This window comes from Halobellus captivus, assembly GCF_007655485.1.
GTDB classification, from domain to species: domain Archaea; phylum Halobacteriota; class Halobacteria; order Halobacteriales; family Haloferacaceae; genus Haloquadratum; species Haloquadratum captivum.
This window is the reverse complement of the sequence record NZ_VJXQ01000001.1, coordinates 523,026-544,737: the sequence shown is the minus strand read 5'-3', so window position 1 is coordinate 544,737 and position 21,712 is coordinate 523,026. Positions and strand designations below refer to the sequence as shown.

At 59.7% G+C, this 21,712-nt stretch carries 37 protein-coding genes and 1 pseudogene; 8 read left to right on the top strand and 30 right to left on the bottom strand.

The window, feature by feature from the left end; translation table 11 throughout:
• Positions 1–156 precede the first annotated feature (156 nt).
• The 3 genes from FJT57_RS02640 (at position 157) to FJT57_RS02630 (ending at position 3,265) form a co-directional block, all read left to right on the top strand.
• Positions 157–1,290, top strand: a complete 1,134-nt coding sequence (locus FJT57_RS02640; protein ID WP_144901404.1) for a cobalamin-independent methionine synthase II family protein — start codon at positions 157–159, stop codon at positions 1,288–1,290.
• Between the two features lie 91 nt (positions 1,291–1,381).
• Positions 1,382–2,716 (top strand): glycosyltransferase family 87 protein, encoded by a 1,335-nt coding sequence (locus FJT57_RS02635; RefSeq protein WP_144901402.1) that lies wholly within the window; start codon positions 1,382–1,384, stop codon positions 2,714–2,716.
• A gap of 51 nt (positions 2,717–2,767) precedes the next feature.
• Positions 2,768–3,265: a VOC family protein gene (locus FJT57_RS02630; protein WP_144901400.1), complete on the top strand. Its 498-nt coding sequence runs from the start codon at positions 2,768–2,770 to the stop codon at positions 3,263–3,265.
• 12 nt (positions 3,266–3,277) lie between these two features.
• On the opposite strand, the gene FJT57_RS16860 is transcribed toward FJT57_RS02630, so the two are convergent.
• From FJT57_RS16860 to FJT57_RS02605, 7 genes and pseudogenes are all read right to left on the bottom strand, one after another.
• Complete coding sequence (locus FJT57_RS16860; RefSeq protein WP_238993886.1) at positions 3,278–3,586, bottom strand: MDR/zinc-dependent alcohol dehydrogenase-like family protein; 309 nt, start codon at positions 3,584–3,586, stop codon at positions 3,278–3,280.
• A gap of 217 nt (positions 3,587–3,803) precedes the next feature.
• Positions 3,804–3,980, bottom strand: a pseudogene (locus FJT57_RS17270) (alcohol dehydrogenase catalytic domain-containing protein); the annotation flags it as partial.
• A gap of 27 nt (positions 3,981–4,007) precedes the next feature.
• Positions 4,008–4,208, bottom strand: a complete 201-nt coding sequence (locus FJT57_RS16570; protein WP_203229077.1) for a hypothetical protein — start codon at positions 4,206–4,208, stop codon at positions 4,008–4,010.
• Positions 4,209–4,501: 293 nt separating this feature from the next.
• Positions 4,502–5,512, bottom strand: coding sequence for a tyrosine-type recombinase/integrase (locus FJT57_RS02620; protein ID WP_144901398.1), 1,011 nt, complete (start codon positions 5,510–5,512; stop codon positions 4,502–4,504).
• Positions 5,513–5,618: 106 nt separating this feature from the next.
• Positions 5,619–5,852, bottom strand: a complete 234-nt coding sequence (locus FJT57_RS02615; RefSeq protein ID WP_144901396.1) for a DUF7389 domain-containing protein — start codon at positions 5,850–5,852, stop codon at positions 5,619–5,621.
• Complete coding sequence (locus FJT57_RS02610; RefSeq protein ID WP_144901394.1) at positions 5,845–6,168, bottom strand: hypothetical protein; 324 nt, start codon at positions 6,166–6,168, stop codon at positions 5,845–5,847. The genes FJT57_RS02615 and FJT57_RS02610 overlap by 8 nt, the downstream gene beginning before the upstream one ends.
• Before the next feature lie 80 nt (positions 6,169–6,248).
• The gene (locus tag FJT57_RS02605; RefSeq protein ID WP_144901392.1) at positions 6,249–6,416 is read right to left on the bottom strand and encodes a CopG family transcriptional regulator; all 168 of its coding nucleotides are present in this window, start codon (positions 6,414–6,416) and stop codon (positions 6,249–6,251) included.
• Between the two features lie 166 nt (positions 6,417–6,582).
• On the opposite strand from FJT57_RS02605, the gene FJT57_RS17265 reads away from it, so the two are divergent.
• The gene (locus FJT57_RS17265; protein WP_144901390.1) at positions 6,583–6,900 is read left to right on the top strand and encodes a MarR family transcriptional regulator; all 318 of its coding nucleotides are present in this window, start codon (positions 6,583–6,585) and stop codon (positions 6,898–6,900) included.
• 2 nt (positions 6,901–6,902) lie between these two features.
• Positions 6,903–7,211, top strand: a complete 309-nt coding sequence (locus FJT57_RS02595; RefSeq protein WP_144901388.1) for a hypothetical protein — start codon at positions 6,903–6,905, stop codon at positions 7,209–7,211.
• A 257-nt stretch (positions 7,212–7,468) separates the two neighbouring features.
• Here FJT57_RS02595 and FJT57_RS02590 read toward each other — a convergent pair whose 3' ends face one another.
• Entirely contained in the window at positions 7,469–8,059 is a 591-nt protein-coding gene (locus tag FJT57_RS02590) for a hypothetical protein (RefSeq protein WP_144901386.1), read from the bottom strand.
• 167 nt (positions 8,060–8,226) lie between these two features.
• Here FJT57_RS02590 and FJT57_RS02585 point away from each other — a divergent pair, with 167 nt between their 5' ends.
• Positions 8,227–9,081, top strand: coding sequence for a phage holin family protein (locus FJT57_RS02585; protein ID WP_144901384.1), 855 nt, complete (start codon positions 8,227–8,229; stop codon positions 9,079–9,081).
• 32 nt (positions 9,082–9,113) lie between these two features.
• Here FJT57_RS02585 and FJT57_RS02580 read toward each other — a convergent pair whose 3' ends face one another.
• Both FJT57_RS02580 and FJT57_RS16565 read right to left on the bottom strand, forming a co-directional pair.
• On the bottom strand, positions 9,114–9,782 hold the full coding sequence (locus FJT57_RS02580; protein WP_144901382.1) for a serine integrase family protein: 669 nt from the start codon (positions 9,780–9,782) through the stop codon (positions 9,114–9,116).
• Positions 9,775–9,939, bottom strand: a complete 165-nt coding sequence (locus FJT57_RS16565; protein WP_203229076.1) for a hypothetical protein — start codon at positions 9,937–9,939, stop codon at positions 9,775–9,777. The genes FJT57_RS02580 and FJT57_RS16565 overlap by 8 nt, the downstream gene beginning before the upstream one ends.
• A gap of 174 nt (positions 9,940–10,113) precedes the next feature.
• On the opposite strand from FJT57_RS16565, the gene FJT57_RS02575 reads away from it, so the two are divergent.
• Positions 10,114–11,040, top strand: a complete 927-nt coding sequence (locus FJT57_RS02575; protein WP_144901380.1) for a hypothetical protein — start codon at positions 10,114–10,116, stop codon at positions 11,038–11,040.
• Between the two features lie 155 nt (positions 11,041–11,195).
• Complete coding sequence (locus tag FJT57_RS02570; protein ID WP_144901378.1) at positions 11,196–11,648, top strand: PH domain-containing protein; 453 nt, start codon at positions 11,196–11,198, stop codon at positions 11,646–11,648.
• Between the two features lie 10 nt (positions 11,649–11,658).
• On the opposite strand, the gene FJT57_RS02565 is transcribed toward FJT57_RS02570, so the two are convergent.
• From FJT57_RS02565 to FJT57_RS02480, 20 genes are all read right to left on the bottom strand, one after another.
• Positions 11,659–12,012: a hypothetical protein gene (locus tag FJT57_RS02565; protein WP_144901376.1), complete on the bottom strand. Its 354-nt coding sequence runs from the start codon at positions 12,010–12,012 to the stop codon at positions 11,659–11,661.
• Positions 11,993–12,253: a hypothetical protein gene (locus FJT57_RS02560; RefSeq protein ID WP_144901373.1), complete on the bottom strand. Its 261-nt coding sequence runs from the start codon at positions 12,251–12,253 to the stop codon at positions 11,993–11,995. The genes FJT57_RS02565 and FJT57_RS02560 overlap by 20 nt, the downstream gene beginning before the upstream one ends.
• A 1-nt stretch (position 12,254) precedes the next feature.
• A complete protein-coding gene (locus tag FJT57_RS02555; RefSeq protein WP_144901371.1) occupies positions 12,255–12,836 on the bottom strand; it encodes a hypothetical protein in 582 nt (193 codons plus the stop codon).
• The gene (locus FJT57_RS02550) at positions 12,833–13,411 is read right to left on the bottom strand and encodes a hypothetical protein (RefSeq protein WP_144901369.1); all 579 of its coding nucleotides are present in this window, start codon (positions 13,409–13,411) and stop codon (positions 12,833–12,835) included. Before FJT57_RS02550 ends, FJT57_RS02555 begins: the two co-directional genes overlap by 4 nt.
• 73 nt (positions 13,412–13,484) lie before the next feature.
• Positions 13,485–14,411, bottom strand: a complete 927-nt coding sequence (locus FJT57_RS02545; RefSeq protein ID WP_144901367.1) for a glycoside hydrolase family 32 protein — start codon at positions 14,409–14,411, stop codon at positions 13,485–13,487.
• 1 nt (position 14,412) lies between these two features.
• Positions 14,413–14,751 carry a hypothetical protein gene (locus FJT57_RS02540; RefSeq protein ID WP_144901365.1) on the bottom strand — a complete coding sequence of 113 codons (339 nt, stop codon included), beginning with the start codon at positions 14,749–14,751 and terminating at the stop codon, positions 14,413–14,415.
• On the bottom strand, positions 14,751–15,080 hold the full coding sequence (locus tag FJT57_RS02535) for a hypothetical protein (RefSeq protein WP_144901363.1): 330 nt from the start codon (positions 15,078–15,080) through the stop codon (positions 14,751–14,753). Before FJT57_RS02535 ends, FJT57_RS02540 begins: the two co-directional genes overlap by 1 nt.
• 78 nt (positions 15,081–15,158) lie before the next feature.
• Positions 15,159–15,461 (bottom strand): hypothetical protein, encoded by a 303-nt coding sequence (locus FJT57_RS02530; protein ID WP_144901361.1) that lies wholly within the window; start codon positions 15,459–15,461, stop codon positions 15,159–15,161.
• A 6-nt stretch (positions 15,462–15,467) separates the two neighbouring features.
• Positions 15,468–16,190, bottom strand: a complete 723-nt coding sequence (locus FJT57_RS02525; RefSeq protein ID WP_144901359.1) for a hypothetical protein — start codon at positions 16,188–16,190, stop codon at positions 15,468–15,470.
• Position 16,191: 1 nt separating this feature from the next.
• Entirely contained in the window at positions 16,192–16,668 is a 477-nt protein-coding gene (locus tag FJT57_RS02520; RefSeq protein ID WP_144901357.1) for a hypothetical protein, read from the bottom strand.
• A gap of 5 nt (positions 16,669–16,673) precedes the next feature.
• Complete coding sequence (locus FJT57_RS02515; protein WP_144901355.1) at positions 16,674–16,955, bottom strand: hypothetical protein; 282 nt, start codon at positions 16,953–16,955, stop codon at positions 16,674–16,676.
• 77 nt (positions 16,956–17,032) lie between these two features.
• Positions 17,033–17,206, bottom strand: coding sequence for a hypothetical protein (locus FJT57_RS16375; RefSeq protein ID WP_162524302.1), 174 nt, complete (start codon positions 17,204–17,206; stop codon positions 17,033–17,035).
• A complete protein-coding gene (locus tag FJT57_RS02510) occupies positions 17,203–17,994 on the bottom strand; it encodes an ATP-binding protein (protein ID WP_144901353.1) in 792 nt (263 codons plus the stop codon). The genes FJT57_RS16375 and FJT57_RS02510 overlap by 4 nt, the downstream gene beginning before the upstream one ends.
• Complete coding sequence (locus FJT57_RS02505; RefSeq protein WP_144901352.1) at positions 17,994–18,563, bottom strand: hypothetical protein; 570 nt, start codon at positions 18,561–18,563, stop codon at positions 17,994–17,996. The genes FJT57_RS02510 and FJT57_RS02505 overlap by 1 nt, the downstream gene beginning before the upstream one ends.
• A complete protein-coding gene (locus FJT57_RS02500) occupies positions 18,560–19,099 on the bottom strand; it encodes a hypothetical protein (RefSeq protein WP_144901350.1) in 540 nt (179 codons plus the stop codon). The genes FJT57_RS02505 and FJT57_RS02500 overlap by 4 nt, the downstream gene beginning before the upstream one ends.
• Positions 19,092–19,250 (bottom strand): hypothetical protein, encoded by a 159-nt coding sequence (locus FJT57_RS16370; RefSeq protein ID WP_162524301.1) that lies wholly within the window; start codon positions 19,248–19,250, stop codon positions 19,092–19,094. Before FJT57_RS16370 ends, FJT57_RS02500 begins: the two co-directional genes overlap by 8 nt.
• Positions 19,251–19,416: 166 nt before the next feature.
• Complete coding sequence (locus tag FJT57_RS02495) at positions 19,417–20,028, bottom strand: hypothetical protein (protein WP_144901348.1); 612 nt, start codon at positions 20,026–20,028, stop codon at positions 19,417–19,419.
• On the bottom strand, positions 20,021–20,215 hold the full coding sequence (locus FJT57_RS02490; RefSeq protein ID WP_144901346.1) for a hypothetical protein: 195 nt from the start codon (positions 20,213–20,215) through the stop codon (positions 20,021–20,023). Before FJT57_RS02490 ends, FJT57_RS02495 begins: the two co-directional genes overlap by 8 nt.
• Positions 20,212–20,406 (bottom strand): hypothetical protein, encoded by a 195-nt coding sequence (locus FJT57_RS02485; protein ID WP_144901344.1) that lies wholly within the window; start codon positions 20,404–20,406, stop codon positions 20,212–20,214. Before FJT57_RS02485 ends, FJT57_RS02490 begins: the two co-directional genes overlap by 4 nt.
• Positions 20,403–21,593, bottom strand: a complete 1,191-nt coding sequence (locus tag FJT57_RS02480) for a putative sodium/potassium/calcium exchanger (RefSeq protein ID WP_144901342.1) — start codon at positions 21,591–21,593, stop codon at positions 20,403–20,405. The genes FJT57_RS02485 and FJT57_RS02480 overlap by 4 nt, the downstream gene beginning before the upstream one ends.
• Positions 21,594–21,712: the final 119 nt, after the last annotated feature.

Sequence of the window (21,712 nt, the reverse complement as noted above, 5' to 3'; positions counted from 1 at the left end):
TCCGCTCAATTCGCTCCCCCGATATAAACGATACTCCGCGCTGGTGGCGGGTATCTCCCCCTCAAGGCGCTTCGATCTCCCCAACGACCGACATCCTCCCTCAAGACGCTTCGAATCTCCGACATCTCTTTGTGGCTGCCACGACAGGGGTGGATAATGGCTTCACCCACGATTCGCACCACTCATGTCGGGAGCCTTCCCCGCTCGGAGCGCCTCCGGTCGCTCCTGACCGCCGCGGATCCGGACGACGACGCGTTCGCCGCCGCCGTCGACGAGTCGATTCGCGAGGTCGTGCGCCGCCAGGCGGCGGTCGGCATTGACGTCGCCAACGACGGCGAGCAGAGTCGCATCGCCTACTCGGTCGACGTCACCAACCGCCTCGCGGGCTTCAGCGAGGGAACCGTCGAGCGCGAGTGGCCCTCCGACCTCGACGACGTCCCCGACTACGGTGCGGCGCTCTTGGGGGAGACCGAGAACATCGGCGGCCCCGTCGCCACCGGACCGATCGAGTACGTCGGCGAGGCGGACCTCCGGCGCGATCTGGCCCGGTTCGACGAGGCCGTCGACGCCGAGGGAGTCGAGTTCCCGGCGCGGTTCCACACCGCGCCCTCGCCCGGTGCCGTCCTCCGGTTCACGGAGACCGAATACCACGACTCCGACGAGGAGTACCTCTTCGACCTCGCCGGGGCGCTCGCCACCGAATACGAACTGATCGCCGAGACGGGTGCGATTCTCCAGATCGACGCTCCCGACCTGCTGGCTGGGTTCACGCTGACGTACAAGGACGACTCCGTCGCTGACTTCCGCGAGCGGGTACACACCCACGTCGAGGCGCTGAACGAGGCCGTCGCGAACGTCCCCGACGAACGGATCCGGCTGCACGGCTGTTGGGGGAACTACGAGGGGCCACACCACCACGACGTCGCGCTCGAAGACGTGATCGACGCGTTCTACGAGGCCGACGTGGGCGGACTGGTCATCGAGGGGGCGAATCCGCGCCACCAACACGAGTATCGGACGTTCGCGGAGCATTCGCTCCCGGACGAGTGGCGACTGATCCCGGGCGTCATCGACGTGAAGACGAACGTCGTCGAGCACCCCGAGGTCGTCGCGGAGCGAATCGAACGCTTCGCCGACGCGATCGGCGATCCCGAGCGGATCGTCGCCGGAGCCGACTGCGGCTTCGAGACGGTCGTCGAGGGCGCGAACGCCGTCCATCCGAGCGTCGCTTGGAAGAAACTCGAAGCGCTGCGGGCGGGTGCCGATCTGGCCGCCGAGCGGTTGGAGTGAGGAACTGCCGGTCGAGCGACGGAACCGATCGTCTTCGCGCGCTCACGACACAGCGAAACACCTTCGTCCCCGCCTGTTGACGTTCCGGCAGATGGCTCCCCTCCCCGACTTCCTCCGTCGGCCGCGCGTCGGTCGCTCCAGCGTCGCTGTCCGCGCGGTGATGCTGTTCGCGATTCTCTGGGGCGCGGCCTCTTACGACCGAAACTTCAACCCCGCGTTCCTCCCGCCGGGATGGGATCCGGGAAGCAACGTCGGTGCGAACATCCGTACGTACCGTTACGCGGCGCAGGTGGCCCGCGAGGGACAGTCGTTCTACGGGGTCGCACCACCCGGACTGGGAGACTGGGCCGTGTATCTCTACCCGCCGATCACCGTCGGCGCGTACTATCCGTTCACCGCATTCGAGTGGCTGACCGGCTACCAGATCATCGTGGCGCTGAACGTCATCGCTGGCGTGGTTGTCGCGGCCGCGATCGTCCGCTTCGTCGACCGTATCAGCCACCGCCTCGGCTGGCTCGACGCGGCGCTGATCGTCGGCGTCGTGCTCCTCTCGCCGTTCACCTTCGGGACGATTTACTACGGGAACATCAATCTCATCGTTGCCGTCGCCTTCGTATTGGGGTTTCTCGCGATCGAAGGCGACCGGTCCGCCGCGGGCGGGGCGGCGTTCGGCCTCGCGGCGCTGTTCAAACTGTTTCCCGCGTTGGTGGGCGCGTGGCTGCTCAAAACCCGCTCGTGGCGGTCGATCGCGAGCGCGACCGCGGTGGGTGTCGGCGGCATCCTCGCCGGGGTGCTCGCGTACGGCAGGGAACCGACGGTCACGTTCTTCACCGAGGTCGTCCCGAACCGCTCGGAGACGGCGGACTTCGTCGGGGGATATCCCGTCGATAGCACGTATTACGTAACAATCCAGCGGCCGCTGTCGCACGTCATCTGGGGACTGTTTCCGGACGCACCCGCCGAGGCGTTGCTGCCGCTCGCGCTCCTCGTTTCCGGCGTCGTCCTCGCGGTGTTCTACCGCGACGTGAGGTCGCTGCAGGGGCGGCTCATCGCCATCTTCGCGACGCTGGTCGTGACGGTCACGGTCTTCCCGGCGCTGCAGTGGTATCTCGTCCTCCTCTTCTTCCCGATGATTCCGCTGTGGTACCTCTGGGAGGGCCCCGGCCGACTGCTCTTTCTCGCTGGTGGTGCGGTGATGTTCGCGAACAGTCCGCCGGGGGCGATCATCGCGGAGATGCGGGAACTCGGCCTGCCGGGCGTCGTCGAGTTCGTCGCCGCCAGCGTCTTCGCGTTCGCGACGGTGCAACTCTACGGGATCGCGATTATGCTGGCGGCGTGTGCGGTGTGGAAATACGACCGCCACCCCGCCCGGGCCGTACGTCGAACCGCGGACGCGCTCCGATGTCGGTTGGGCGTAGAGCGGTAATCACGCCCGACGCGAACCGTTTTACCGCCCCGCGTCCTCGACCACGCCACCGTGGTCGAAGCACGCTACACGCACGTCAGCATCGTCGCGGCGGACCTAGAGGAGTCCGTCCAGTTCTACGAGTCGGTGTTCGGAATGGAGCGGATTCCGACCCCGGCGTTCGACGAGCCGATCCAGTGGCTCGCATGCGGCGACCTACAACTGCACCTCGTCGAGCGCGACGACGACCCGCCCGCGTTCAACCACCACGCGCTCCACGTCGACGACTTCGAGGCCGTCTATCGGGCGATCCGCCAGCACGACTCCGCGGAAGCCGAACGGCTCCCGCAGATCGAACCCGGCTTCGTCGACGGCGAACCGCCGGTGTACGTCATTCCCTCCGGCGCGATACAGTTCTACATTCGAGACCCCGCGGGGAACCTCGTCGAGGTGAACTACCCCGACGCCGCCGACCTCGATACGTCGGTCGTGTCGAATCTGATCGACCGAACTGACATCGACTGGCCCGGTCCTGACGAGGAACCCGCCCCGATCTACCTGGATCGGTGAGAGCGGTCGGGATCAGGGATTCAACACGATCTTCACGCCCGCTCGCTCGGCCTCGAAGGCGTCCTCGTAGTCAGCCATCTCGAAAGCGGGCCCGACGACCGGCGCGAGATCGACCGACGGCGCGATGTCCAGCGTCCGACACCAATCCGACTCCCGTCGGGCGTTGACGGTCTGGATCGAAATTTCCTCGTTCACGAGGCCGTTGAGGGCCACGGGCACTCGCTCCGTCCCGTGATAGACGCCGATCTGGACGAGTTCGCCGCCCGGGCGGACGCTCTCCTCCGCGAGCCGCAGCGCGGACTCGTGACCCGATAATTTCACTCGCGCCCGCCGTCCGAGCGGCGATCAGTGCGCTCAGGCCCGCCGACCCCGGACCCGTAATTGCGACGCGGTCGCCGACCTCGAAGGACGAGACGGTGATGCCGTGGATACCGATGGCGAGCAACTCCAGAAACACGCCCTCGTCGTACGTGACACCGTCGGGGAGCGCATAGAGATTCCGCGCGGGAACGATCACGTACTCAGCGAGTGCACCCGGCTCCTCGGTGTCGATGCCGATGGACTTCCGGCCGTGCGGCGAGAAGCCAGATTCGTTGGTGCAGAGGTTCTGACGACCGTCCAGACAGTTGCGACAGCGTTCGCAGGAGATGCGCGGTTCGACGGCGACACGCTCGCCACCCGACCAGTCCTCGACGCACGGACCGAGGGCGTCCACCACGCCCGCGAACTCGTGACCGAACACCTACGGGAGATGCGGTTCGTACCGGTGGTACGACTCTTCCCACCGATAGAATGACGCCTCGACGCCGCCGTCGATGCCGACGGATCTCACGGCGATACGGACCTCGCCTTTTCCGGACGTCGGAACCGGACGCTCTGCGAGCCTCATCCCCTCGGCCGCTTCGCGCTTCTCTAAGACCGCCATTCGGCTCTCGGCTGGCATCGTTGTCCCCGCTTCGGTTGAACCACGGTTACGTTTTCGGGACGAATGCGACTTACGAGATGACTGTCGACGATCTGTTGTGTGGCCGACGCCGCGGAAAATCGGGGTCACACAGTTTCGTCGCCAACTGCCGGGTCCGTCTCAAGGTCTACACCTTGCGGTCTTGGTCCCTGGGTATGACGGAGGAATACTAATGGACTCGGCGGGGGACGGCGATTCTACACCCTGCTGCAATCTCGGTTTCGGTGATCGGTGCGTGCTCCCTCGTGGTGGTTTCGTTTCAGTTGGTGGCATTAGACATCCTCCAAGAACTCGCGGCGAAGTTCCATCCGCTCGCGTTCGCTCCGCTGATCGTAGTGCAGTTCTAACACGTCGCTCGTCACGTTCGAGCGGCCGCTGACAACTTCCTCGGGCGTTCCTTGTCGAAGCATTCGCGTGAGCGCTCCGCGTCTGATTCCGTGCGGAGATCGCGAACTCGGGCACCCGCTGGCGTGCTTGCTCGACATATACTCGCAGCTGACCGGGTCCTTGTCGTGGGGACAGTCCCCGATCATACACGGTCGAGTCCATTTGTACGCGATCAACCGGACCGAAGACTCAGTGAGCCGACCCTGATTCGATGAAATCAGCGGCTCGCGGCCGTGAGAGTCCTCAATCTTAATTCGGTTGTGTGTGATGTAGTCCTCGATCACCTTGGCGTACTGTTCGCCGAGGGCGATGGATCGGTCAGCCGCCTTCCCGTTCTTCAGCGGTGTCGACGTTTCCGATCGGTGCCGAACTCGTAGGCACGGCGTTTCGAGGTCGACATCATCGAGGTCCAGCGCTCGCAACGTCCCCAGCCGAACCCCTGTGTGCCAGAAGATCGCCATCACGACGTGCGCCCGACTCGCGTACTCGAAGCGCTCCATATGTTCGAGGATTGCCTCCGCGCGGTCGACGTCGAGCTTCACGTCCTTCGATTGCTCCTCGCGGGAGACCTCGGGCAGTACGACCTTCTCGCGAAGTCCCTGCTCGACGCCGTCGATCGACGCGCAGAACTCCAAGAACACTCGCAACGTGGCGAGGTTCGTCCGCAGGGTCATCGTCGTGATATCCTGTTCACTGCGCCAGGTCCGGAAACGGTGAAGATCGCGGCCGGTCAGCTCGTTCAGGTTCTCGATGCCGCGTTCCTCGCAAAATTCGAGGAACACGTCAAGCCGATACTTGTGGTTCATTACCGACTTCTCGCTTAGTTCGGGCTCGCGGTGGTCGAGGTACATCTTCACCGCTTCCCACGGCGTGAGCGGTTCGAGATCGTCGCTCACTGCGGTCCCTCCCGATCGCGACGGTTCCCGCACGAGTAGCACGTTTCGCCGTTCACAGTCGCGTTGACTGTAGTGCCGCACTCGCCGCAGGTCCAGAGGTTCCCCCTCACGCCTCCGACTCACCCAGTTGGCTCTGGTCGTCAGCGATCTGTCGGACCTTGCCGGGCTGGATGTTCCGGAACTCGACAGACCAGTCTTCCATCTTCTCGCGCAGCTTGTTCACGCGATCGTTGAGCGTCTCGATGTTCGGCGCGGAGACGGTGGCCTTCATCGACTCCTTGTTGCCGGAGCTGCCGCCTCTCGTCATCTTGACGGTCAGCTCGATATCGTCCTCAGTCATCCGCGACCACCGGCTGCTCGCCGCCGATCTCGTCCGGCGACCGCTTCGCCTCCTCGCGCCACTTCGCGCTCGCGACGCGCTTCTTGTCTCCACCAAAGGCGTTGGTCTCGTCGGCGCTCTCGGTCGCGACGCGCCTGACTGCGAGCAAACGGTGAGGCGGCAGCTTCGCCGTCCGCCCGTCCCACTCCTTGATCCACAGCCAGCCGTTCTCTCGTACGCGGGCGTCGGCGACGTAGAGCGCGCCCTGACCGTCGACGTCGACGAGCGAAGGGCGCTCGTTGATGAGGTTCTCGGGATCGACGCGATCCCAACTCATGGACCATCCGCCTCTTCGTCGTCAGCCTTTTCGTCCGCCGTATCTTGTGAAAAACCGGGGCCTGAGCTACTGGACATAGTTTAGACGGCCCCCTTTCCGTTCCGCTGGTTCTGGCCGTTCTCGTCGACGCAGAGAACAGCATCGTCGCACTCGAACGGCGTACCCATACTTTCGCGTAGGGCCTGACGCACGTACTGTGAGTACGTCATACCGTGTTTGTCAGCCTCCTCACCGATTTCCTCGTCCATCTCAATTGGCATTGAGACGGTGACCGATAGGCTTCTTCGTGGCATTGCGTTAGCAAACAATTAACGGACGAGTAATATAGTTAACGGAGAGCTATCTACTTTCCAGACAGTGCCTAAAATCCCGTCCGAAGCCGATATCATACCGTAGGTAAATAATTAACCAAGAATGCGATACTCCGGTGATTGGATGGTACTCGCAGATGATCGGATCCTCGAATACATTCGTAAAAACGGGTCAGGTCGTCCAAAAGCAATGGTCGACAGCGGGTACGTTCGTTACACTCGGAGTTACGTCTCGCAACGGTGCAAGAAATTGGTAAATCACGGATTACTGGACGATCTCGGCAACGGCGTCTACATCATCACCGACCGCGGCGAACAGTACTTAGACGGCGAGATCGACACGTCGGAGGACGCGCCCGACGCCGTCGACGAAGGAACTGGGGACTTCACCGCAGGGGAGACGAACGGCGGGCAGGTGTAGTGATGAGCGAGCGGCGGTCCGCGTACTGGATGAAGCAGCTCGACGAGCGAATCTTAGAACATCTGGACAGTGAGAGCTGGGCGACGCCGTCAACGATGGCCCGGGAAAAGGGTTTCAACGTGTCTGAGGGGCAAATCTGGGAGCGCTGTCAGATGCTGACTTATATCGGATTCACCGCGCCGATTCACGGCGATATGTACGAGTTGACCACGGACGGGCAGATGTACCTGAACGGCGATATCGACGCCGAGCATCGGCCGTGGCCTACTGTCGATCGGGTGTTGCGGGGTCGGCGGCGGGGGGAGGGGTAATATGAATCTCAGGTCTTGGACAGCGAGCGCAATACGTGATGGAAATACGCCGAGGTGGTTTCTCGGCCTCTTTATCAAAATAATCGCTGAGGGAACTGCCGCGATTTGCTTGGGATGGATTGCAACACAGGCTATTCTCTGGATTTTTCCTGTGTCTGTTCCGTCTTCCTACCTCGGCGCACAAACAGAATCCGCAGTGTGGTTTGCTGCTAGTGTCGTTTTATTCCAACTCACATGGTGCCAATTTACAAGTCCGCTTAGTGAGTGAGGCCGCTTCTGATTTCGAGTGAAGCGGCTTTCGGAACCGCTGGAGAGACGCGATAGACAGCAGCAAACGCCTGCATTACGAGTGTCGCAAGGATGGCTCCAACAGTCGCAACGTTGATACCGATCTTATCGCCGATCGATGCGTCGATCGAGGGGTAGCCTATCGCTAAAACGACAGCCACGAGGGGGAGCGACGCTTGGCTCGCCAGCAGCGACGTGACGATACTGATGAGTGCGACCTCAACACTGACTCCCCCAATTAGAATAGTATACAGGGAAATCAGGAAGACGTACCGCTCCCGACGAGTCATATCCGACATTCGTTGAACTATACCCTGTAGAATATCGGCTTCCTCGTCTGTAAGATCCAGAGACAACATCCCGAGTACGAGTCCAGCTACTGCGAGCCACGCAAATGGCACTGCTTGCGGGTATATCGTAGGGAGAACGAACAGCACCGGAGCACTGACAGCAACGAACAGTATCCCCAGGATGATCGTTCCCACTACGAAATTGGCGACCGTTGAAGCAGCCCACCGAAAAGTGCTGGACAGCTCGGAGGGGTTTTCTGTAACCGCCATCATTATCTAATAATTTGTTTCCGGCTACTCTTAATCGTTTGGTACGTGACTGAGATCGTCCACCAGTCTTTCAGCAATTAAGCGAATCACAGTGGAGCGGACCGGACAGATATATTAGCACAGGAATGGCAGTTTATTAATACGATCTGAGTGAACAATTCTTGAATATGAAGGGACTGTGGGACGAACTGGCGAAACGGACCAATGGTCAGCGACCAGATAACAGCCGTATCGCCGGTATCTCGTTCGCGACCGTCACTATACTCATATTCGGGGTCGTTGGATTAGCACTTTGCAACGTAATTGAAAGACAGATCGCATCACTAATCGTCTCCGCAATTTTGGCAGTTGCTACGCTCGGATATGTCTTACTAACATTTGGGATGATGAGTGCAATGAAACAACAAACGAAACACACTGAGCGGTCACTAAAACTACAGCGAAAGCCCGATATTGTGAAAATAGTCAAAGAAGAAATTAAGCCACGAACCACAGAAATACGCCGACACAAAACGGAATTTAATGCGTCGAATGTCGATGCATATGATCACTATCAGATTGATGAAAATACCTCCGTCGAGCGCTTTCCAGAACTTGAGACAAAGTTTACTGATCCACAACACGCGGCAATGATTTCTGACGAAGTGAATGTCAATGCAGGTGTTGTCTTTTTATACTATCAAAAAGTCAAAGAATATTGCGATGCCCATAGAAAGGCAGTAAAAGAGTTAGAGCTTCTGCTAAGCAAAGATATAGATAATCGTGAAATAAGTTCAGATAACATTCAGACATACGCTAAATCAGCACTTGCGTTAGAACCTGCTGATGATATGCCGTCACACGTATGGCGAAACAAGAAAGAAAATGTGATTCCCATACGGTCCAACTTTGACGAGCATCACTCCGACCTGCGCCAATTAAAAAATGAAATCAAAAAGCTTGGATACGAACTACAACAAGAATTTGGCCGTGCAGAAGCGGAACTTCGGCAAGAGTACCAAATCTCCAGATCGGACCTATGACGTTTCACCGGTTCAGAGTTTGAATATTGGGCTTATATCTCTGTTCGTGCTGAGTACCAGTGCCGTCGGCCAACGACATTTCGCGCGGTCGACTCGGAAACGCCAACATCGTCGTTGATCTTCGCGTAGGTCTCGCCCCGATCACGTCGACGCAGTATCTCACGCACCTTACCGAAGTCCTCACCCGGCACCTGATAGTGCCCCTGCTCGTCGTACGTCATCCCGAACTTCGGGCGGCCGTGGTCGTATCCTCGCTCTTTGCGCTCCTCGATTGCCCGAATCGACTTCTCGATCTCGTCCTCTTTCGTGTCGCGCTCGATGCGGCGCTTCAGGTCGTGAGTGAGATCGTCCTCGGCGACGTCGCCGACGTAGACGAAATCCGCGTCACCGGCCGCGTGGCGGATCACCTCAAAGTAGCCATCGCGAGAGATTCGGTTATCGTCCCACGCAACGACGTAGTCGTAGGTTCCTTCGCGAAGGCGCTCAACCGTGTCCTGTACTTGCGGGTGCTCGTCGAGGAGCAGCTCGGCGTCGCCGTCGCGTGTGAGCGATGAGAAACCAGTCTGAACGCCGAGGTCCAACGTCTCCACCTCGTCGGCGACCTCCGCAGCGAGCTGGTGGACGGCGTCGCGCTGCTCTTGGAGTCCAATGTCATCATCGGATCCCTTCGACTTCCGGATCCACGCCAGCGCTCTACTCATCGTGGATGATGATCTCCATCTTGTTCGACGCGCTTCCGGACTTCCATTCGAGTCGCTTCCCCTCGAGTTCGAAGAAGTCACCGAGTGCTTTGGGGACCGTCACCTGGTACTGGCCGTTCTCGTTCTGAGAGACTTTTGTGGTCCGAGTTTTCGGCATAGACTCAATAACGTTAGAAGTAATGTTAATTCTAACGGTGTTGTGAATCCGCAGAATACGGGGGTTTCCTGTGGGGGAGTTCTATGAAATCGTTTGATCTGGATTTATTCGTGATTTCAAAAACCGACCATTATGCAAAACAATGATATCACTGATCTGTGATTCACAAACAAGATGTGGGACTTCGATTTCTGGAGTAAACGGCATTCAGAACCCGAGCAACGGATCCATAAGGAATTAACCGAGAAAGCAAGACTTCGGGTTTCACGGGCTTTCTCTTTCTTTGAAAAAGACGACGCGAGATATGTATTGGAACATTATGTCGACAGGATGGGGGAAACCCTGAAATATCGTGGTACTCAGAGAGATTCTACAGAAGATCTTCAAATGCAGATATTAGAAACTGAGGATATGGAACAAGCGTTCGACTTGATAGAGTTATCCATTAATAAGGCATTCAGGGCTCGGACAAAGGTGGGTAGGACTTCCAACTACACGTATAATAAATCGCAACTTTACGAGATGGTTATTCAGATTCATAATGCTCTGAAAGAAGAAGGTATTCTTTTGCATCTTCAACCTACAGCGGAAGAGATTGTTTCTGATGACTGGAATGTGCGCACCGATTACGAACGGATCCTACTCCAAGAAATGGGTGACGAGGCCGTGATAGAATCAGACCAAGAGACTCGGATGTTCGCCCGAGAGGTAGGCTGGGAGAATGAATTGCAGGGGTATAATGAAGCTTGGGAGATGTACAAAGACAACGGTGGAACGTATTTAATCGCCGAAAAGCTCTACAATAGTTTGGAGGCAGTGACACAACGTATTTGTGCCGAGGAAAACAGTTGGGCTAGTGACACCGATACGGTCGGGACATACCTCTCAGAGATCCAAGACCGTGGTCTTCTGGATCCAAACCCAACGATGGTGGGAGAATGGCAACAAATCGTAGGGGGGATTAAAGTTGGTGTGCAGAAGCTAGGTGGCGATCGTAAACGTCACGAGCTAATAGACGATGACTATGCGATTCTGTTACTACATCAAACTGGGGCCTTTCTAACCTTCTTGATAAAAAAATATGAGGCTAGCAAATCGTGACAAAGCATTAGAACCTCGCAGTTTGTTGAGTGTATGGGATCGTGTTTTGCCTAAGTAGAATTGAGAATACGCACTGGCTGGGCGAGAGCGACGGTACCCACACGGGGCTACTCTTGAGGGAAAACCCTTTCAGATGGCTATACGGGACTTAGACCGTGTCGATCAAGCAACACCTGCTAAACGATGAAGAGATGCTCAGCTACTGTACTACTGATTACTGGGCGTGGGTTTGTACAGACAGACGAGTTTTGAAGTACCGTCAGGGTGGCGGTGGGGGTGAGCAATTACACGACGTCTCTTTCGGTGATATATCTGGAATCAGCCTCACCAATCAAGGCCGGAATGCAAATTACTTGGTAGGAGGTCTATTGGCCGCAGTAGTTGGCTTGATTCTGGGAGATATTGTTGGTCCAGTAGCCCTTATCGCAGGGTTACTAATCGGCGCGTATCTGGCTAAGCGGTGGTACGACTCCGAAAGCTCCTATTTTGAATTCAAGGGAACAGGGCTCATCCGGCAAGAACCCGAGCAATGGAGAATACAGCAAGGCGCTGCTGACGATCCTGACGAGATCCGCGAGTTCGTCAAAACCGTTCGAGAACGTCTTTAATCGACGTCCATCACAGCAGCGCTGCGACCGTCGGCACCGACACGCCTGCCCAGCTCGCCGCGACCGACAACGCCGCGCCGGTCCCGGCGCCGAGTAGCGAGCCGCCGAGGGTCGCCGCGACAAAGTAGCTCTCCTGTTTCCGCGCCGCTTCGTCGCGCACGATCTCGCCAAGGCCCCGAATGATCGCCAGCGGGCCGTTCCCCTTTGGATGAACGCCGAGGATCGACGCCAGCAGCGCCGCCAGCGGGAGGAACGTCAGCGCGAGCCCGAAGAGAACGCCAACTGTCGCGCCGTCTTCCAGCGCGTGAACTGCTTTCGTGCCGATCCCGTCGACGAACTGCTGTCTAACTGCTTTTACTGTCATTGTTGAGTTGAATCGCGTCGCTCCGCCTGATCGCTACTCGATGCTCCGCAGTCGTCTCCTCGACGTCGCGCAGTCGCGGAAGGACGCCGTCGCCCTCCACCTCCTCGTCGCCTTCGAGGAGTCGCAGGACTCGCGTGACGTGCTTGTCCTGTCGGTAGAGGTGCCTGACCAGCGGAAGCCCCAGCGTCAAGAGGGCACCAAAGAAGCCCGACAGCGCGGCCAGAAGTTCGGCGGAGGCCATTTCAGGGAAGGATGCCCTCGGCGCTGTCTGCGAGCCACGCGATCGCCAAGAGAGCGACCAGGCCGAGTACGATCTTCATATTCGAGCCCCCAAAGCCGAGATCGAACGGGTTGCCGTCACCGCTGCCGTCGCCGAACGGCCACCCGCCGCCAGAGTTGTTGCCGCTGTCCGAATCCGGCAGGCTCGAACTGTCCTCGGTCACATCCAGGCCAACAGGCCCGGCCTGATCCGAGTCTGCGTCTTTCCCGACAACGCGCGTCGAGGCCGTCACCGTGTAGGAACCGAGATCGTAGATCGTCGGCTCAAACTGGACGTCGAACTCGTTACCGATCTGCTCACCAGGTGCGCAGACCTGCTCGGTTTCCTGCCAAACGACGGTTCCGTACTCGTCATCTCTCACTTCGACCGTGACGTCCGTGAGATGCCCCTGATCGGATCCCCACGCCCCGCCGCACGTTGCCGGGCCGAGTAGCGGCGTCACCGTCTCGCGGTTGTTGACGCGGACTGTAGCCGGGACTGGCGTTCCCGGCGTCGTGGGACCGCCGACCTCGAAACTCTCGATGTTGACGTCAGGAACGCTCATCGGTCGCTGTAATAGTAGGCCAGCCCGACGAGGGCGACGCCGACGAGTAGCATCGTCGAATCGCCCTCGCCGCTCTCGCCCGCCGAGAGGGCTTCGAGGCGTTCAGAAAACGCCGACTGGATGGATTCGAGTTCGGCCTGTGCGTCCGCTCGAATCTGATTCAGTTGCTCCTCAAAGTCCTGTTGGGCCTGTTCGTCGGTCTCCTCGCTGTCTTCTCCCGAGTCACCGAATCCGGGGAACCCCGTGTCGAGATCGACGCCGAAATCCGTGTCGGGATTGCCTGTGTCGGTAGACCCGTCCGAGTCGGAGGTATCCGAACCGTCCGAGTCGTACCCATCGTTGGAGCCGTAGAATCCCGTATCGAGATCGACCCCATCATCTGGGTCAACGTCGTCGCCGGAATCGACGAGTCCCCCGTCGTTGCTGTTGCTATCGGAATCGTCCGGGTTGTAGTCGTCGTTGTCGCCGTAGAAACCAGTATTGAGGTCCACACCGTCGCTGGTGTCGGCATCCTCGACGCTGGTATCAGAACCAACGACAGCGCCGTATTGATCGTATTCGTATTGCTCGTGCATCGTGATTGAGTTCCTTGTTTTGTGTGGTGTCTGCTTGTTTCTCGCCCTTACAGGCCATCAAAGTGCGATATTCTCACAATCTCCAACTCCGGTATGCGGAGTCAAGTGTCGGATTGTTCGCTTTGTCTGCCCGGCTTAGTTCGACCTCCATACGCACATCATCACCCGCTGAGATGTTCGGATCGTTCGCGAGCGAGTAATTCCGAATTACTGGGTTGCCGCTGTTGGTGCGGTTCCACGAAGACCCGCCATCGGTTGAATAGGCGATATAGACGTCAACACTCTCGCCATCAGGGCTTGTTGTGAACGTGGCAACGTCCCACTCGTAGACGTCGGTGGGATACGGCCATTCGAGATTTACCTGCCCAGCCATGTCGTATGTGATAGCATTCAGCGAGTCGAAGTTGATCGCGTAGTCTGCGCCGCCGTAGCCGTCGAGGTCGATGTCCGTGGTACTGCGTGGGAATACACCACCGTCCCCAACGACGTCGTTGTAAGTTGCGCCCCCCGCGTCGGCCAGTAGATTGTACGACGTTCCCGCGGTGAGGTCCGCGTAAATGTCGAACTCGCCGCCCTGCGTCACGCTCATCCCGTTAACGACGTACTCAGAAGCGTCTCGGTCGTAGATATAAACCGTATCTGCCTCCGTGGAACCGGAAAGGGAGGCGTGAATACCGGCCAGATCCTTGTTTGGATTGAAGCGCATTCCTTGTCTCGCGCTCCGGTCGGTCTGATTGCCGGTGTCGACACCCCATCCCGACCCGGTGCCCTGTGTGGTCCCGAGTTCGACGCTCTGGTTCGTTACTTGGGTGTTACTTACGAGCGAGACTGTCAGGTCAGACTCCGCGAACGTTTGCGCTTTGTCGTAGGGATTCGGCCCCTCCCGCGTCATTGTGATGATGCCGTCTGGATCGTTATATTCGAGGCCGTAGCCGAGGGTTGCGCCGATGATATCCTCGATATCTTCTGCCGAGTTACCCGTCTTGGGCATTCTGGACATCTTAGACCACCTCTCGAACGATCGCTTTCACGTTCTCGGTGTTCGATCCCTTGAGCCTCACTCGGTCGGCATTGTACTCGATGTGTACAGCGTCCTGACCGGCGGCTGCAAATTTAACCGGGCTCTCCGTTACCTCGAACCAATCGTCTCCGCCATTCGGCGATAGTTCCACAGTCACGTCGACCGCGGCCGCGACGTCGAGGTAAAGCGTGAACGATGAGACGTCGCCGATTTCTTGCTCAACGCCGCCACTGATGTCTCCTGCGGGGTTTTGCAGTTCGAATTGATCGGCTCTTAGGCCTTCGATCGTCCCAACCTCTGATTCGGTTTCGGCTGGCATTACTGCTCGACCCCCCGAACCTGGGCGAAGACGAACCGATCGTTTGCCGACGGGTTCCGCACCGTAATCACGAGCCGTCGATTAACCGGCATCCGCGGGTTGTGAGTCGTGCTCAGGTCGTCAATGTCAGTTGGGGGAGCTGGAGCGGGGCCAAAACGAACGTCGCCGTCCACTTCGACCTCGTAGGTCAGGCCCTTGTACTTCGACGCGGCGATCACGTCGACCTGCATACCGCTCGCGTCCGGCTCGAACGTGAACGTCGCTTTCTGCCCGCTCTTAATCTCCTCGCCGATCAACTCGTTGACCGGGATCCACTCGCTGCTACTCATCGGGGGAAACTCCCGCCGCCTCGCGTGCGTGGTGCTTCCGCTCGTCGGCGCTCATCTGTTCGGTTTCCTTGTCGGTTTTCATCGCTGCACCTCGTTGATGACCCAGAATAGCAGGATCGCCGTAGAGACGACCTGTAGGCCGAGTTCAATGTCTCTGCGAGACCACGACGTGCCCGCGAGCAGCCGGTCCCACAGGACCATCTCGCCGAGATCGGCCGTCGCGACACTGGCCGCGACACCTGGACCGACGCCCGGCGGCTGACTCTGCGTCTGTGCCGTGTCGGGAAGCGCGGGCGATCCGGTAGCACTCGGAGGAGCACCACCGGCCGCCGTAGTCGTTACCTGTGCGTCCTCCGTCGGAGCTACGAGACCGCCCTGCATAGGCGGTTAGACCCGGTCCGAGGAGTCTTCGCTAACCTCGCTGGCGAGTCCTTTGATGTCCGAGACGGTCGACCGGTTGATCGGGACGGACACCAGCATATTCACCGGGGCCGGGTCGGTGGCCGGGTCGCGCCCCGCGTTGAATGGACCGTCGACAGTCCATTGCAGGGACCAGTTTTTCGGCACTGTCCCCTGAAGCGGGCTGGCGTTGAAACTGAACGTGTTCGGGTCGCGGTTCGGGTCGCGTCGGTTGATGAGTGCCGCGTCGTGCTCGACGAGGGACTCAGAGTTCGAACCGCCCGGAGCCACCTTCTTGAGTTTCACCGAAGCCTGCGTTGCCGCCACGTAGTAGACCGTGAGGTCCTGGTTGGTGCCATCGTCTGTGTAGTCGAAAGAATCGTTCGCGTAATCGATCGAATCCGGCTGCGTAATCGCTCCGTCGACGTAGAGCACAACATCATCCGAAACGTCGGAGTCGATGAGGTTGTGTGAGAGCGTAAACGTCTGCTGCGTGCCGCTACCGTCGCTCGTAAAGGATTCCCGAGCGACCGGAACGATGCGATACGGCACACCCGGCCGTAGTGCGATCGGTTGATCCGCCTGATATTCGAGGATTACGGACTCGCCCGAGCCGCCCGCGTGGGCCTTCTCCTCGAAATCACCGCGCTTGAGCGTTTCCCGGCTGGTTTTGACGTTTGCCAGACGGTTGAGAATCTGTTGAGAGACCATCTCAGTTGTGCGGCCGCTCGTTCACGGCCGAGCCCTCCATGTAGAACTGGCTGTTGGACCAGTCGATTTGCGCCGAGGACTCGATCGAGACGTACACGGTGTCGATGTGTCTGACTTGGAGCGCCTTGCCGAGCAGCGGGATCTTGACGGAATCGACGAACTCCTCGTCCTGCTGCTGAGAAATCGAGAGGTTGTTCCACGGCTGAATGTTGTCGCGCTCCTCGCTCACGACGTTTCGGTTCCGATCCGAAGGCCGCTCGAACTCGACCTGGACGGACGTCCCGATCGGCAGCGGGTCGTCGTTGGAGTCGCGAAGGTCCATATAAACCGGGATGCCCGGAGCACTGCCCCGCGTCGCCCGATTGATGAGCTCGAGGAGCAGCCCTTCATCCGGCGAGAACGCCAGAATCGGGTCGGCCTGACCGGTCGTGTTCGTCAGTTCAGTTGCGTACTCGTGGATGTTGCTGAGGTCCTGCATAGGCCTTAGTTGCCGCTCCCGGCGTTCTCGACGGTCGACTTGAAGCCGACTCGTTCGGCCGCCTTGATGCCCGTGTACCCCATCCCACCGATAGAGACCTTGGTGTAGCCCATCGCGGCCGCTCCGGCCGCAACAACTACCCCATACAGTTCGTCGGGGAGATCAAATCGGGAGTCGATACCGTTTTTGAGGACCACGGAGCCAGCCAGTCCGGCGAGGACCATCCCGGCCTCCATCCAGAGGTCCGTGTCTGTAACCGCTTCCGTCGCGTTGCTGAGTTCTGCCATACTACGCTCAGAACGCCGGACGTTGACGACTTAGGCGACCGAAACGGATTTTGGGAGAATTGAATGAAAAAGAAGGACTACGACATTAGACCGCCTTCGATCTCTGTTTGCGTCTGCTCCTCGTAGAACTCAATCAGTCGCATCACCACCTCCGGATTCGAGGGGTCGACGCCTTCGGGTCCGAACTCCCCAGCGACCCGCTCGAACGCTCTTGCTTTCTCCCCGTACAGGCTGATATACTTCTCAGTCACGGGATTTCGAGGGTTGCGCCCTCGGGGCTGTAATGTGGCGCGTCGAGGTCGATCCCCCGCGTATCGATGCGTCGCCGATCGCCCGAGTTGTCCGAATAGATCCACTCGGAACCGATCGTCTTGTCTGCGTCGTTGGTGTGGCGCTGCACCGACACCGGCCGGTCGCGATCGTTGGGGAGCAGCTCGTCGGGAACACGGCCGGGCGAGAGGTCCGACTGTGGATTGTGCAACTCCGCAGGGTAGCCGTCGACCACGTCCGAGACGCGGCTGATATCGTCTCCATCGAATCCGCCGAGTAGACGGCTCTGCATCTGCGTCGTAACCGTCTTTTCAACCTCGGAGAGTCGTTGACTGATAACGACGTAGCTCACGCCCTCGCCGCGCCCGGTCGTCGCGAGTTCCTTCAGCACGGTTGGGAAGCCTTCGCTCTGCGGAATCACGAAATGCGCTTCATCGACCACGAACAGGACGGTTCCCTCGCGGCTGCGTATCGACTTCGCGACCGACGCGGCAAGATCCTGCCAGCCGCTCGCTGAAAGGGAGTCGTGCCGGGCGATCACCACGCGGGGGTTCGCGTCAAGGAACGTCGACCAGTTCGACGCCGACCAGCCGCGTTCGATGGGGCCGCCGATGTGCCACTTTGCGTATCCGGCCTCGACGAGCCCGCGGTATTCGTCTGAGTAGTCGAGAATAACCGCCGTGTCGTATTCGGGGAGGTTCCGCTCGCAAAGGGACTGGGTGAAGTACCCCTTACCCCAGCCACTCTGAGCCGCAGTCAGCAAGTGCATCAGTCGGCCGTCTGAGGCGTCTGTTCGGCCGCGTCGCGGATCGCGTACTCGATCGATTCGAGGTTGCCCGCGAGGAGCTGTCGGACCACTTCGGCGCGATCGAGGTCGACCACGGCGTTCTCGAACCATTCGATAGAGACGCCGAAAGTCTGCTTGACGTGCATCGAAGCGAGGTCTCGGGCGCTTCCGTCCCCGCCGTAGCCTTTCGAGCGGTAGAATTCCGACCATCGGGCGATCTGCTCTTCCCACTCGTGGACGTCCATCTTCGCGTACTCGACGGCCTTCTCTGGTTCGTCGAGTCGGTGACCGTAGCGCTCCGAAAGCCACCACTCGACGGCGTCGCCCTCGGTCGCGGCTTCGAGCCCGCGGAGGAGTAGCTGCTTTCGCTCCTCCGGATCGGGCTCTTGAACGTCGACGTCGAAGCCGTGCGCGTCGGCGAGCTCTCGCAGCGCGTCGGCCTGCGCCCGTTCGATTTCCGCGAGACCGGCAGCGAGGGCCTGAACCACGCCTAACTCGGTGACGTCGACCCGATTCATAAACTGCTTCGCCATTGCTCCCTTTCCGATCATAGTTCGAGGTCTCCCATCATCTGCTGCGGTAGGTCGGTCTTCGCCGAGACGTTCATCAGAACGAAGATAGCTGAGGAGGCCATCAAGGCCTGTCCTGGCGGCATCTCCTGACCGATCCCCATTTCGTCGACGAGTCGGTTCGCGTGGTCGGGGATCCCGAGCTGCTTCGCGGCTTCGAGGTCGGTCTTTTCGGCGTCCGGCTTCCCGTGCTCCTCGATCGCCGCGTTCGTGACGCTGACGAGCGTCTGAGCGTAGAGGTCGCCGTACGTGTCTCCCTTGACACTGCTGCTCGTCGACGTCGACGTCGACGAGTCGGTCTCGGAGTCGTCTTCGTCCGATTCGTCGCTATCGCCGTCCTCCTGGTCGGCGGCCGCGCCCGCTGCCTCTTCGGCTTCGGCTGCGAGGTCCGCGGGGAGATCGGCCTGGTCCTCCTCGTCGATCTCCGGCGGCTCTTCCTCGTTGTCGTGCTCCGCTGCGTCCGGGTCGGCGTCGGCCGCCGCTTCGTCGACGGCGTCCGCAGCTTCGGCGTCAGTCATCGAAGGCACCCCACATCAAACCAATAATCAGGCCAATCAACACTGCGAGCATCAACGCCAGCCGCCCGATTGGGCCAAACATCGTGGCAATAATGTTGAGAACCGCGGTTCCGACTGCGAAACCCATCAGAAAGTCGTCGTGCTTGGTCATACCGAACCTCGCACCTGTTCAGGGACTCCACGAGGACCGCGGTTCTCGTGGTCTCGAATTAGGTGCAGATCCATCCCGATGGACGTGAACCGGGTTTCGTCGCACCCGTCGTGGGGGCACTTCTTTGCCTCGAACCAGGGGGCCGGAGGGGCAATATCGCGGCCCATCATCCGGTCAGTCCTCCCTGAATTTCGGTCTCACCGTCGCCGGAGCCGTCCCCTGGTTCGCCTCCCCCGTCGCCCCCGGTTGGTTGGTCGTCGCCGCCGGATCCGCTGAGAGCGCGGTAGGAGACCCACAGAACGAAGGCCACGAACAGCAACATTCCGAGGGTCTTGGGGTCCATCGGGAGCCCTGCGAGGGCCGACCCGTTGGTCTCGCCCCCCTGGTTGTCTTGGTCTCCGTCGCTGGAGCCGTCCCCTGTTTTGCTTCCCTTGTCGCCCCCGTCGTGCTGCTGTTGGTACTCCTCTTCAGTCGGCATATCTTCGTCCGAGTCGTTTTCTTCCCCTTCCTCGTCCCCTTCAGGGGCCGATTCGCTCCCTTCGGCTGCCTCTTCGTCCCCCGGATTGTTGGTCTCGCCGTCGCCGGAGCTGTCCCCTGCTTTGCTTTGGTCGTCGTCCCCCGGATCGCCCCCTTCGAGCTGGTCTTTTACCTCCGACCAGTCGTGACCGGGGGCTGCCGACCCGTTGACGTGGCCCATCAGGGCCTTTTTGCTCTCGAAGGGGCCGCGGTCGCAGTCCTCGACGAGACAGCGAGTCGGGAACCGATCGCTCTCACTCATCGGTCTGTGCTTCCTCGACGTCGCTCTCTACTTCGCCACCGCTGACGGTGATGGGGTCGAGGTTGCGGCTCGCCGCGTGTCGCGCTTGAGAAGCCTCTTTCCAGCTCCAGTACGCGAGGACCGCAGCGGTCCACGCCAGCGCCAGCGTCAGATCGGCTTTGTTGATCTCGATGTAGCGGTTGCTCATTCTCCGTACTCCTGTAGGGCTTCGAGGGCACTTTCCGGCGGTTCGCCCTCGCCGAGATACTTGTGCCCGGTCGCTCCGGCCTCGAACTCTTGGGTGAACTCCTCGCCGGTCGCGTCCTCGATCGTCACGACGCGCCGCGTAATCTGTCTGCCCTGTTCGTCCTTCTCGTGAATCGTCTGAACGTTGCTCATAGTGTCTCCTGTCCGCCCTCAGCGACGTTGAACTCGTCAGGGACGGACTGCTGGGTAGTGGTCTCGCCGCCGGTCCCCTCGCGCTGATCGGCGCGGAGGCCACCGGGATTCTTTTCGGTTGGCTGCTCGACTTCGCTCTCTACGTTGCCGGTCTCGCCGCCTGCAAAGCGGGCCTGGTCGTCGGCGCGATCGCCGCCGAGCGTCTGCTGGTCATCCATATCGAGGACTTCGCGCTCTCTCTCGTGGTCCGGGTGCTCGTGCCCCTCGTGGTTGGCGTGGCACTCGTGACAGCCCGCCGCAGTGGTCCGCTGAAGGTCTTGCAGCTTCGCGTTCGCCCCTTCCAATTTCTCGAAGTGGATCGGGTCCTGCCCGTGCTTCTCGCGAACGGCGTTGATCGCTTTCGCGGCCTGCTGAGCGTTTTCCCATTTCTCGGCGACCTGTTCGATTGCTTCGGCAAGGTCCGCCGTCGCGCCCTGATAGCCCTGCCAGGACCGTTTCAGGGCTCCGGCTGCCTGTCCGGTAATCTCTCGCTCGATCTCCTCGCGGCCGCCATCGGTGACGGTGAGCAGCTCGTTTACCTCGCCCTCGTCGAACCCGCAAGCTTCCTGAAGGAACTCGCAGGCTTCCGAATCGCCGTGCTCGCAGTGGTCGCGGGCGTGGTCGCAGCCCTCCGACTGAACCGTGCGGGCGGCGTCGGCGATCGTCCGATCATCCTGAATGTCCTCTTCGCCGCGGTTCATCTCGCCGGAGATGGAGTTCGTGCCGTGCTGCACCGCCCCTTCGCGACGGGCTCGAATCTCAGCCTCTGCGCCTTCCTTCGGGTCGTCGTAGTCGGCGAGTGCCGAAATGGACTCGAAGAAGCGTTCAGGATGCCCTTCGCGCTGGTAGACGCCTTTCGCCCGCCGCCACGACATCGTGGTATTCGTCTTGCTGAACCCGTCGAACTTCTTGATCTTCTTTCGGGTCGACTCCGACAGCGGGCCGCTCATCACTGCCCCCTGTCGGTCCTCTGCGCGGGTCTCTTGGGCCTGCGCTTCGGCCTGTTGAAGCACGCTCTCTGGCGTGTCGGACGTGAACGCGACTGTTTTCAGCCGTTTATCATCGTCGACCGAGCAGAGGTGTTCCTCGAACTGTTCGCGTACCGAGTCGGCGGCCGTCTTGCTGCCGAACTCGATAAACTCGGTCATCCGACGGATCTATATTTCTGTTTGAAAACCATCAACGGCCAATATTCGACCGTTGATAATAAGAATTGTCCAAGAACAGTAAATAATTAATTTATTACTCTTCTTGGTTGGCTCGTCTA

Bases quoted from the DNA above. Each gene is read 5' to 3' on its own strand.
- FJT57_RS02565 (WP_144901376.1), bottom strand. From the start codon at position 12,012: ATGACAGTAAAAGCAGTTAGACAGCAGTTCGTCGACGGGATCGGCACG.
- FJT57_RS02510 (WP_144901353.1), bottom strand. From the start codon at position 17,994: ATGCACTTGCTGACTGCGGCTCAGAGTGGCTGGGGTAAGGGGTACTTC.
- FJT57_RS02590 (WP_144901386.1), bottom strand. From the start codon at position 8,059: ATGGCGGTTACAGAAAACCCCTCCGAGCTGTCCAGCACTTTTCGGTGG.
- FJT57_RS02585 (WP_144901384.1), top strand. From the start codon at position 8,227: ATGAAGGGACTGTGGGACGAACTGGCGAAACGGACCAATGGTCAGCGA.
- FJT57_RS02515 (WP_144901355.1), bottom strand. From the start codon at position 16,955: ATGGCAGAACTCAGCAACGCGACGGAAGCGGTTACAGACACGGACCTC.
- FJT57_RS02580 (WP_144901382.1), bottom strand. From the start codon at position 9,782: ATGAGTAGAGCGCTGGCGTGGATCCGGAAGTCGAAGGGATCCGATGAT.
- FJT57_RS16370 (WP_162524301.1), bottom strand. From the start codon at position 19,250: ATGACCAAGCACGACGACTTTCTGATGGGTTTCGCAGTCGGAACCGCG.
- FJT57_RS16570 (WP_203229077.1), bottom strand. From the start codon at position 4,208: ATGCCAGCCGAGAGCCGAATGGCGGTCTTAGAGAAGCGCGAAGCGGCC.
- FJT57_RS02530 (WP_144901361.1), bottom strand. From the start codon at position 15,461: ATGCAGGGCGGTCTCGTAGCTCCGACGGAGGACGCACAGGTAACGACT.
- FJT57_RS02560 (WP_144901373.1), bottom strand. From the start codon at position 12,253: ATGGCCTCCGCCGAACTTCTGGCCGCGCTGTCGGGCTTCTTTGGTGCC.
- FJT57_RS02485 (WP_144901344.1), bottom strand. From the start codon at position 20,406: ATGAGCAACGTTCAGACGATTCACGAGAAGGACGAACAGGGCAGACAG.
- FJT57_RS16565 (WP_203229076.1), bottom strand. From the start codon at position 9,939: ATGCCGAAAACTCGGACCACAAAAGTCTCTCAGAACGAGAACGGCCAG.
- FJT57_RS02635 (WP_144901402.1), top strand. From the start codon at position 1,382: ATGGCTCCCCTCCCCGACTTCCTCCGTCGGCCGCGCGTCGGTCGCTCC.
- FJT57_RS02545 (WP_144901367.1), bottom strand. From the start codon at position 14,411: ATGTCCAGAATGCCCAAGACGGGTAACTCGGCAGAAGATATCGAGGAT.
- FJT57_RS02640 (WP_144901404.1), top strand. From the start codon at position 157: ATGGCTTCACCCACGATTCGCACCACTCATGTCGGGAGCCTTCCCCGC.
- FJT57_RS02480 (WP_144901342.1), bottom strand. From the start codon at position 21,593: ATGACCGAGTTTATCGAGTTCGGCAGCAAGACGGCCGCCGACTCGGTA.
- FJT57_RS02525 (WP_144901359.1), bottom strand. From the start codon at position 16,190: ATGGTCTCTCAACAGATTCTCAACCGTCTGGCAAACGTCAAAACCAGC.
- FJT57_RS02495 (WP_144901348.1), bottom strand. From the start codon at position 20,028: ATGAGTGAGAGCGATCGGTTCCCGACTCGCTGTCTCGTCGAGGACTGC.
- FJT57_RS02610 (WP_144901394.1), bottom strand. From the start codon at position 6,168: ATGAGTTGGGATCGCGTCGATCCCGAGAACCTCATCAACGAGCGCCCT.
- FJT57_RS02575 (WP_144901380.1), top strand. From the start codon at position 10,114: ATGTGGGACTTCGATTTCTGGAGTAAACGGCATTCAGAACCCGAGCAA.
- FJT57_RS02615 (WP_144901396.1), bottom strand. From the start codon at position 5,852: ATGACTGAGGACGATATCGAGCTGACCGTCAAGATGACGAGAGGCGGC.
- FJT57_RS02540 (WP_144901365.1), bottom strand. From the start codon at position 14,751: ATGCCAGCCGAAACCGAATCAGAGGTTGGGACGATCGAAGGCCTAAGA.
- FJT57_RS02520 (WP_144901357.1), bottom strand. From the start codon at position 16,668: ATGCAGGACCTCAGCAACATCCACGAGTACGCAACTGAACTGACGAAC.
- FJT57_RS02550 (WP_144901369.1), bottom strand. From the start codon at position 13,411: ATGCACGAGCAATACGAATACGATCAATACGGCGCTGTCGTTGGTTCT.
- FJT57_RS02500 (WP_144901350.1), bottom strand. From the start codon at position 19,099: ATGACTGACGCCGAAGCTGCGGACGCCGTCGACGAAGCGGCGGCCGAC.
- FJT57_RS02505 (WP_144901352.1), bottom strand. From the start codon at position 18,563: ATGATCGGAAAGGGAGCAATGGCGAAGCAGTTTATGAATCGGGTCGAC.
- FJT57_RS17265 (WP_144901390.1), top strand. From the start codon at position 6,583: ATGCGATACTCCGGTGATTGGATGGTACTCGCAGATGATCGGATCCTC.
- FJT57_RS02555 (WP_144901371.1), bottom strand. From the start codon at position 12,836: ATGAGCGTTCCTGACGTCAACATCGAGAGTTTCGAGGTCGGCGGTCCC.
- FJT57_RS02490 (WP_144901346.1), bottom strand. From the start codon at position 20,215: ATGAGCAACCGCTACATCGAGATCAACAAAGCCGATCTGACGCTGGCG.
- FJT57_RS02535 (WP_144901363.1), bottom strand. From the start codon at position 15,080: ATGAGTAGCAGCGAGTGGATCCCGGTCAACGAGTTGATCGGCGAGGAG.
- FJT57_RS02595 (WP_144901388.1), top strand. From the start codon at position 6,903: ATGAGCGAGCGGCGGTCCGCGTACTGGATGAAGCAGCTCGACGAGCGA.
- FJT57_RS02605 (WP_144901392.1), bottom strand. From the start codon at position 6,416: ATGGACGAGGAAATCGGTGAGGAGGCTGACAAACACGGTATGACGTAC.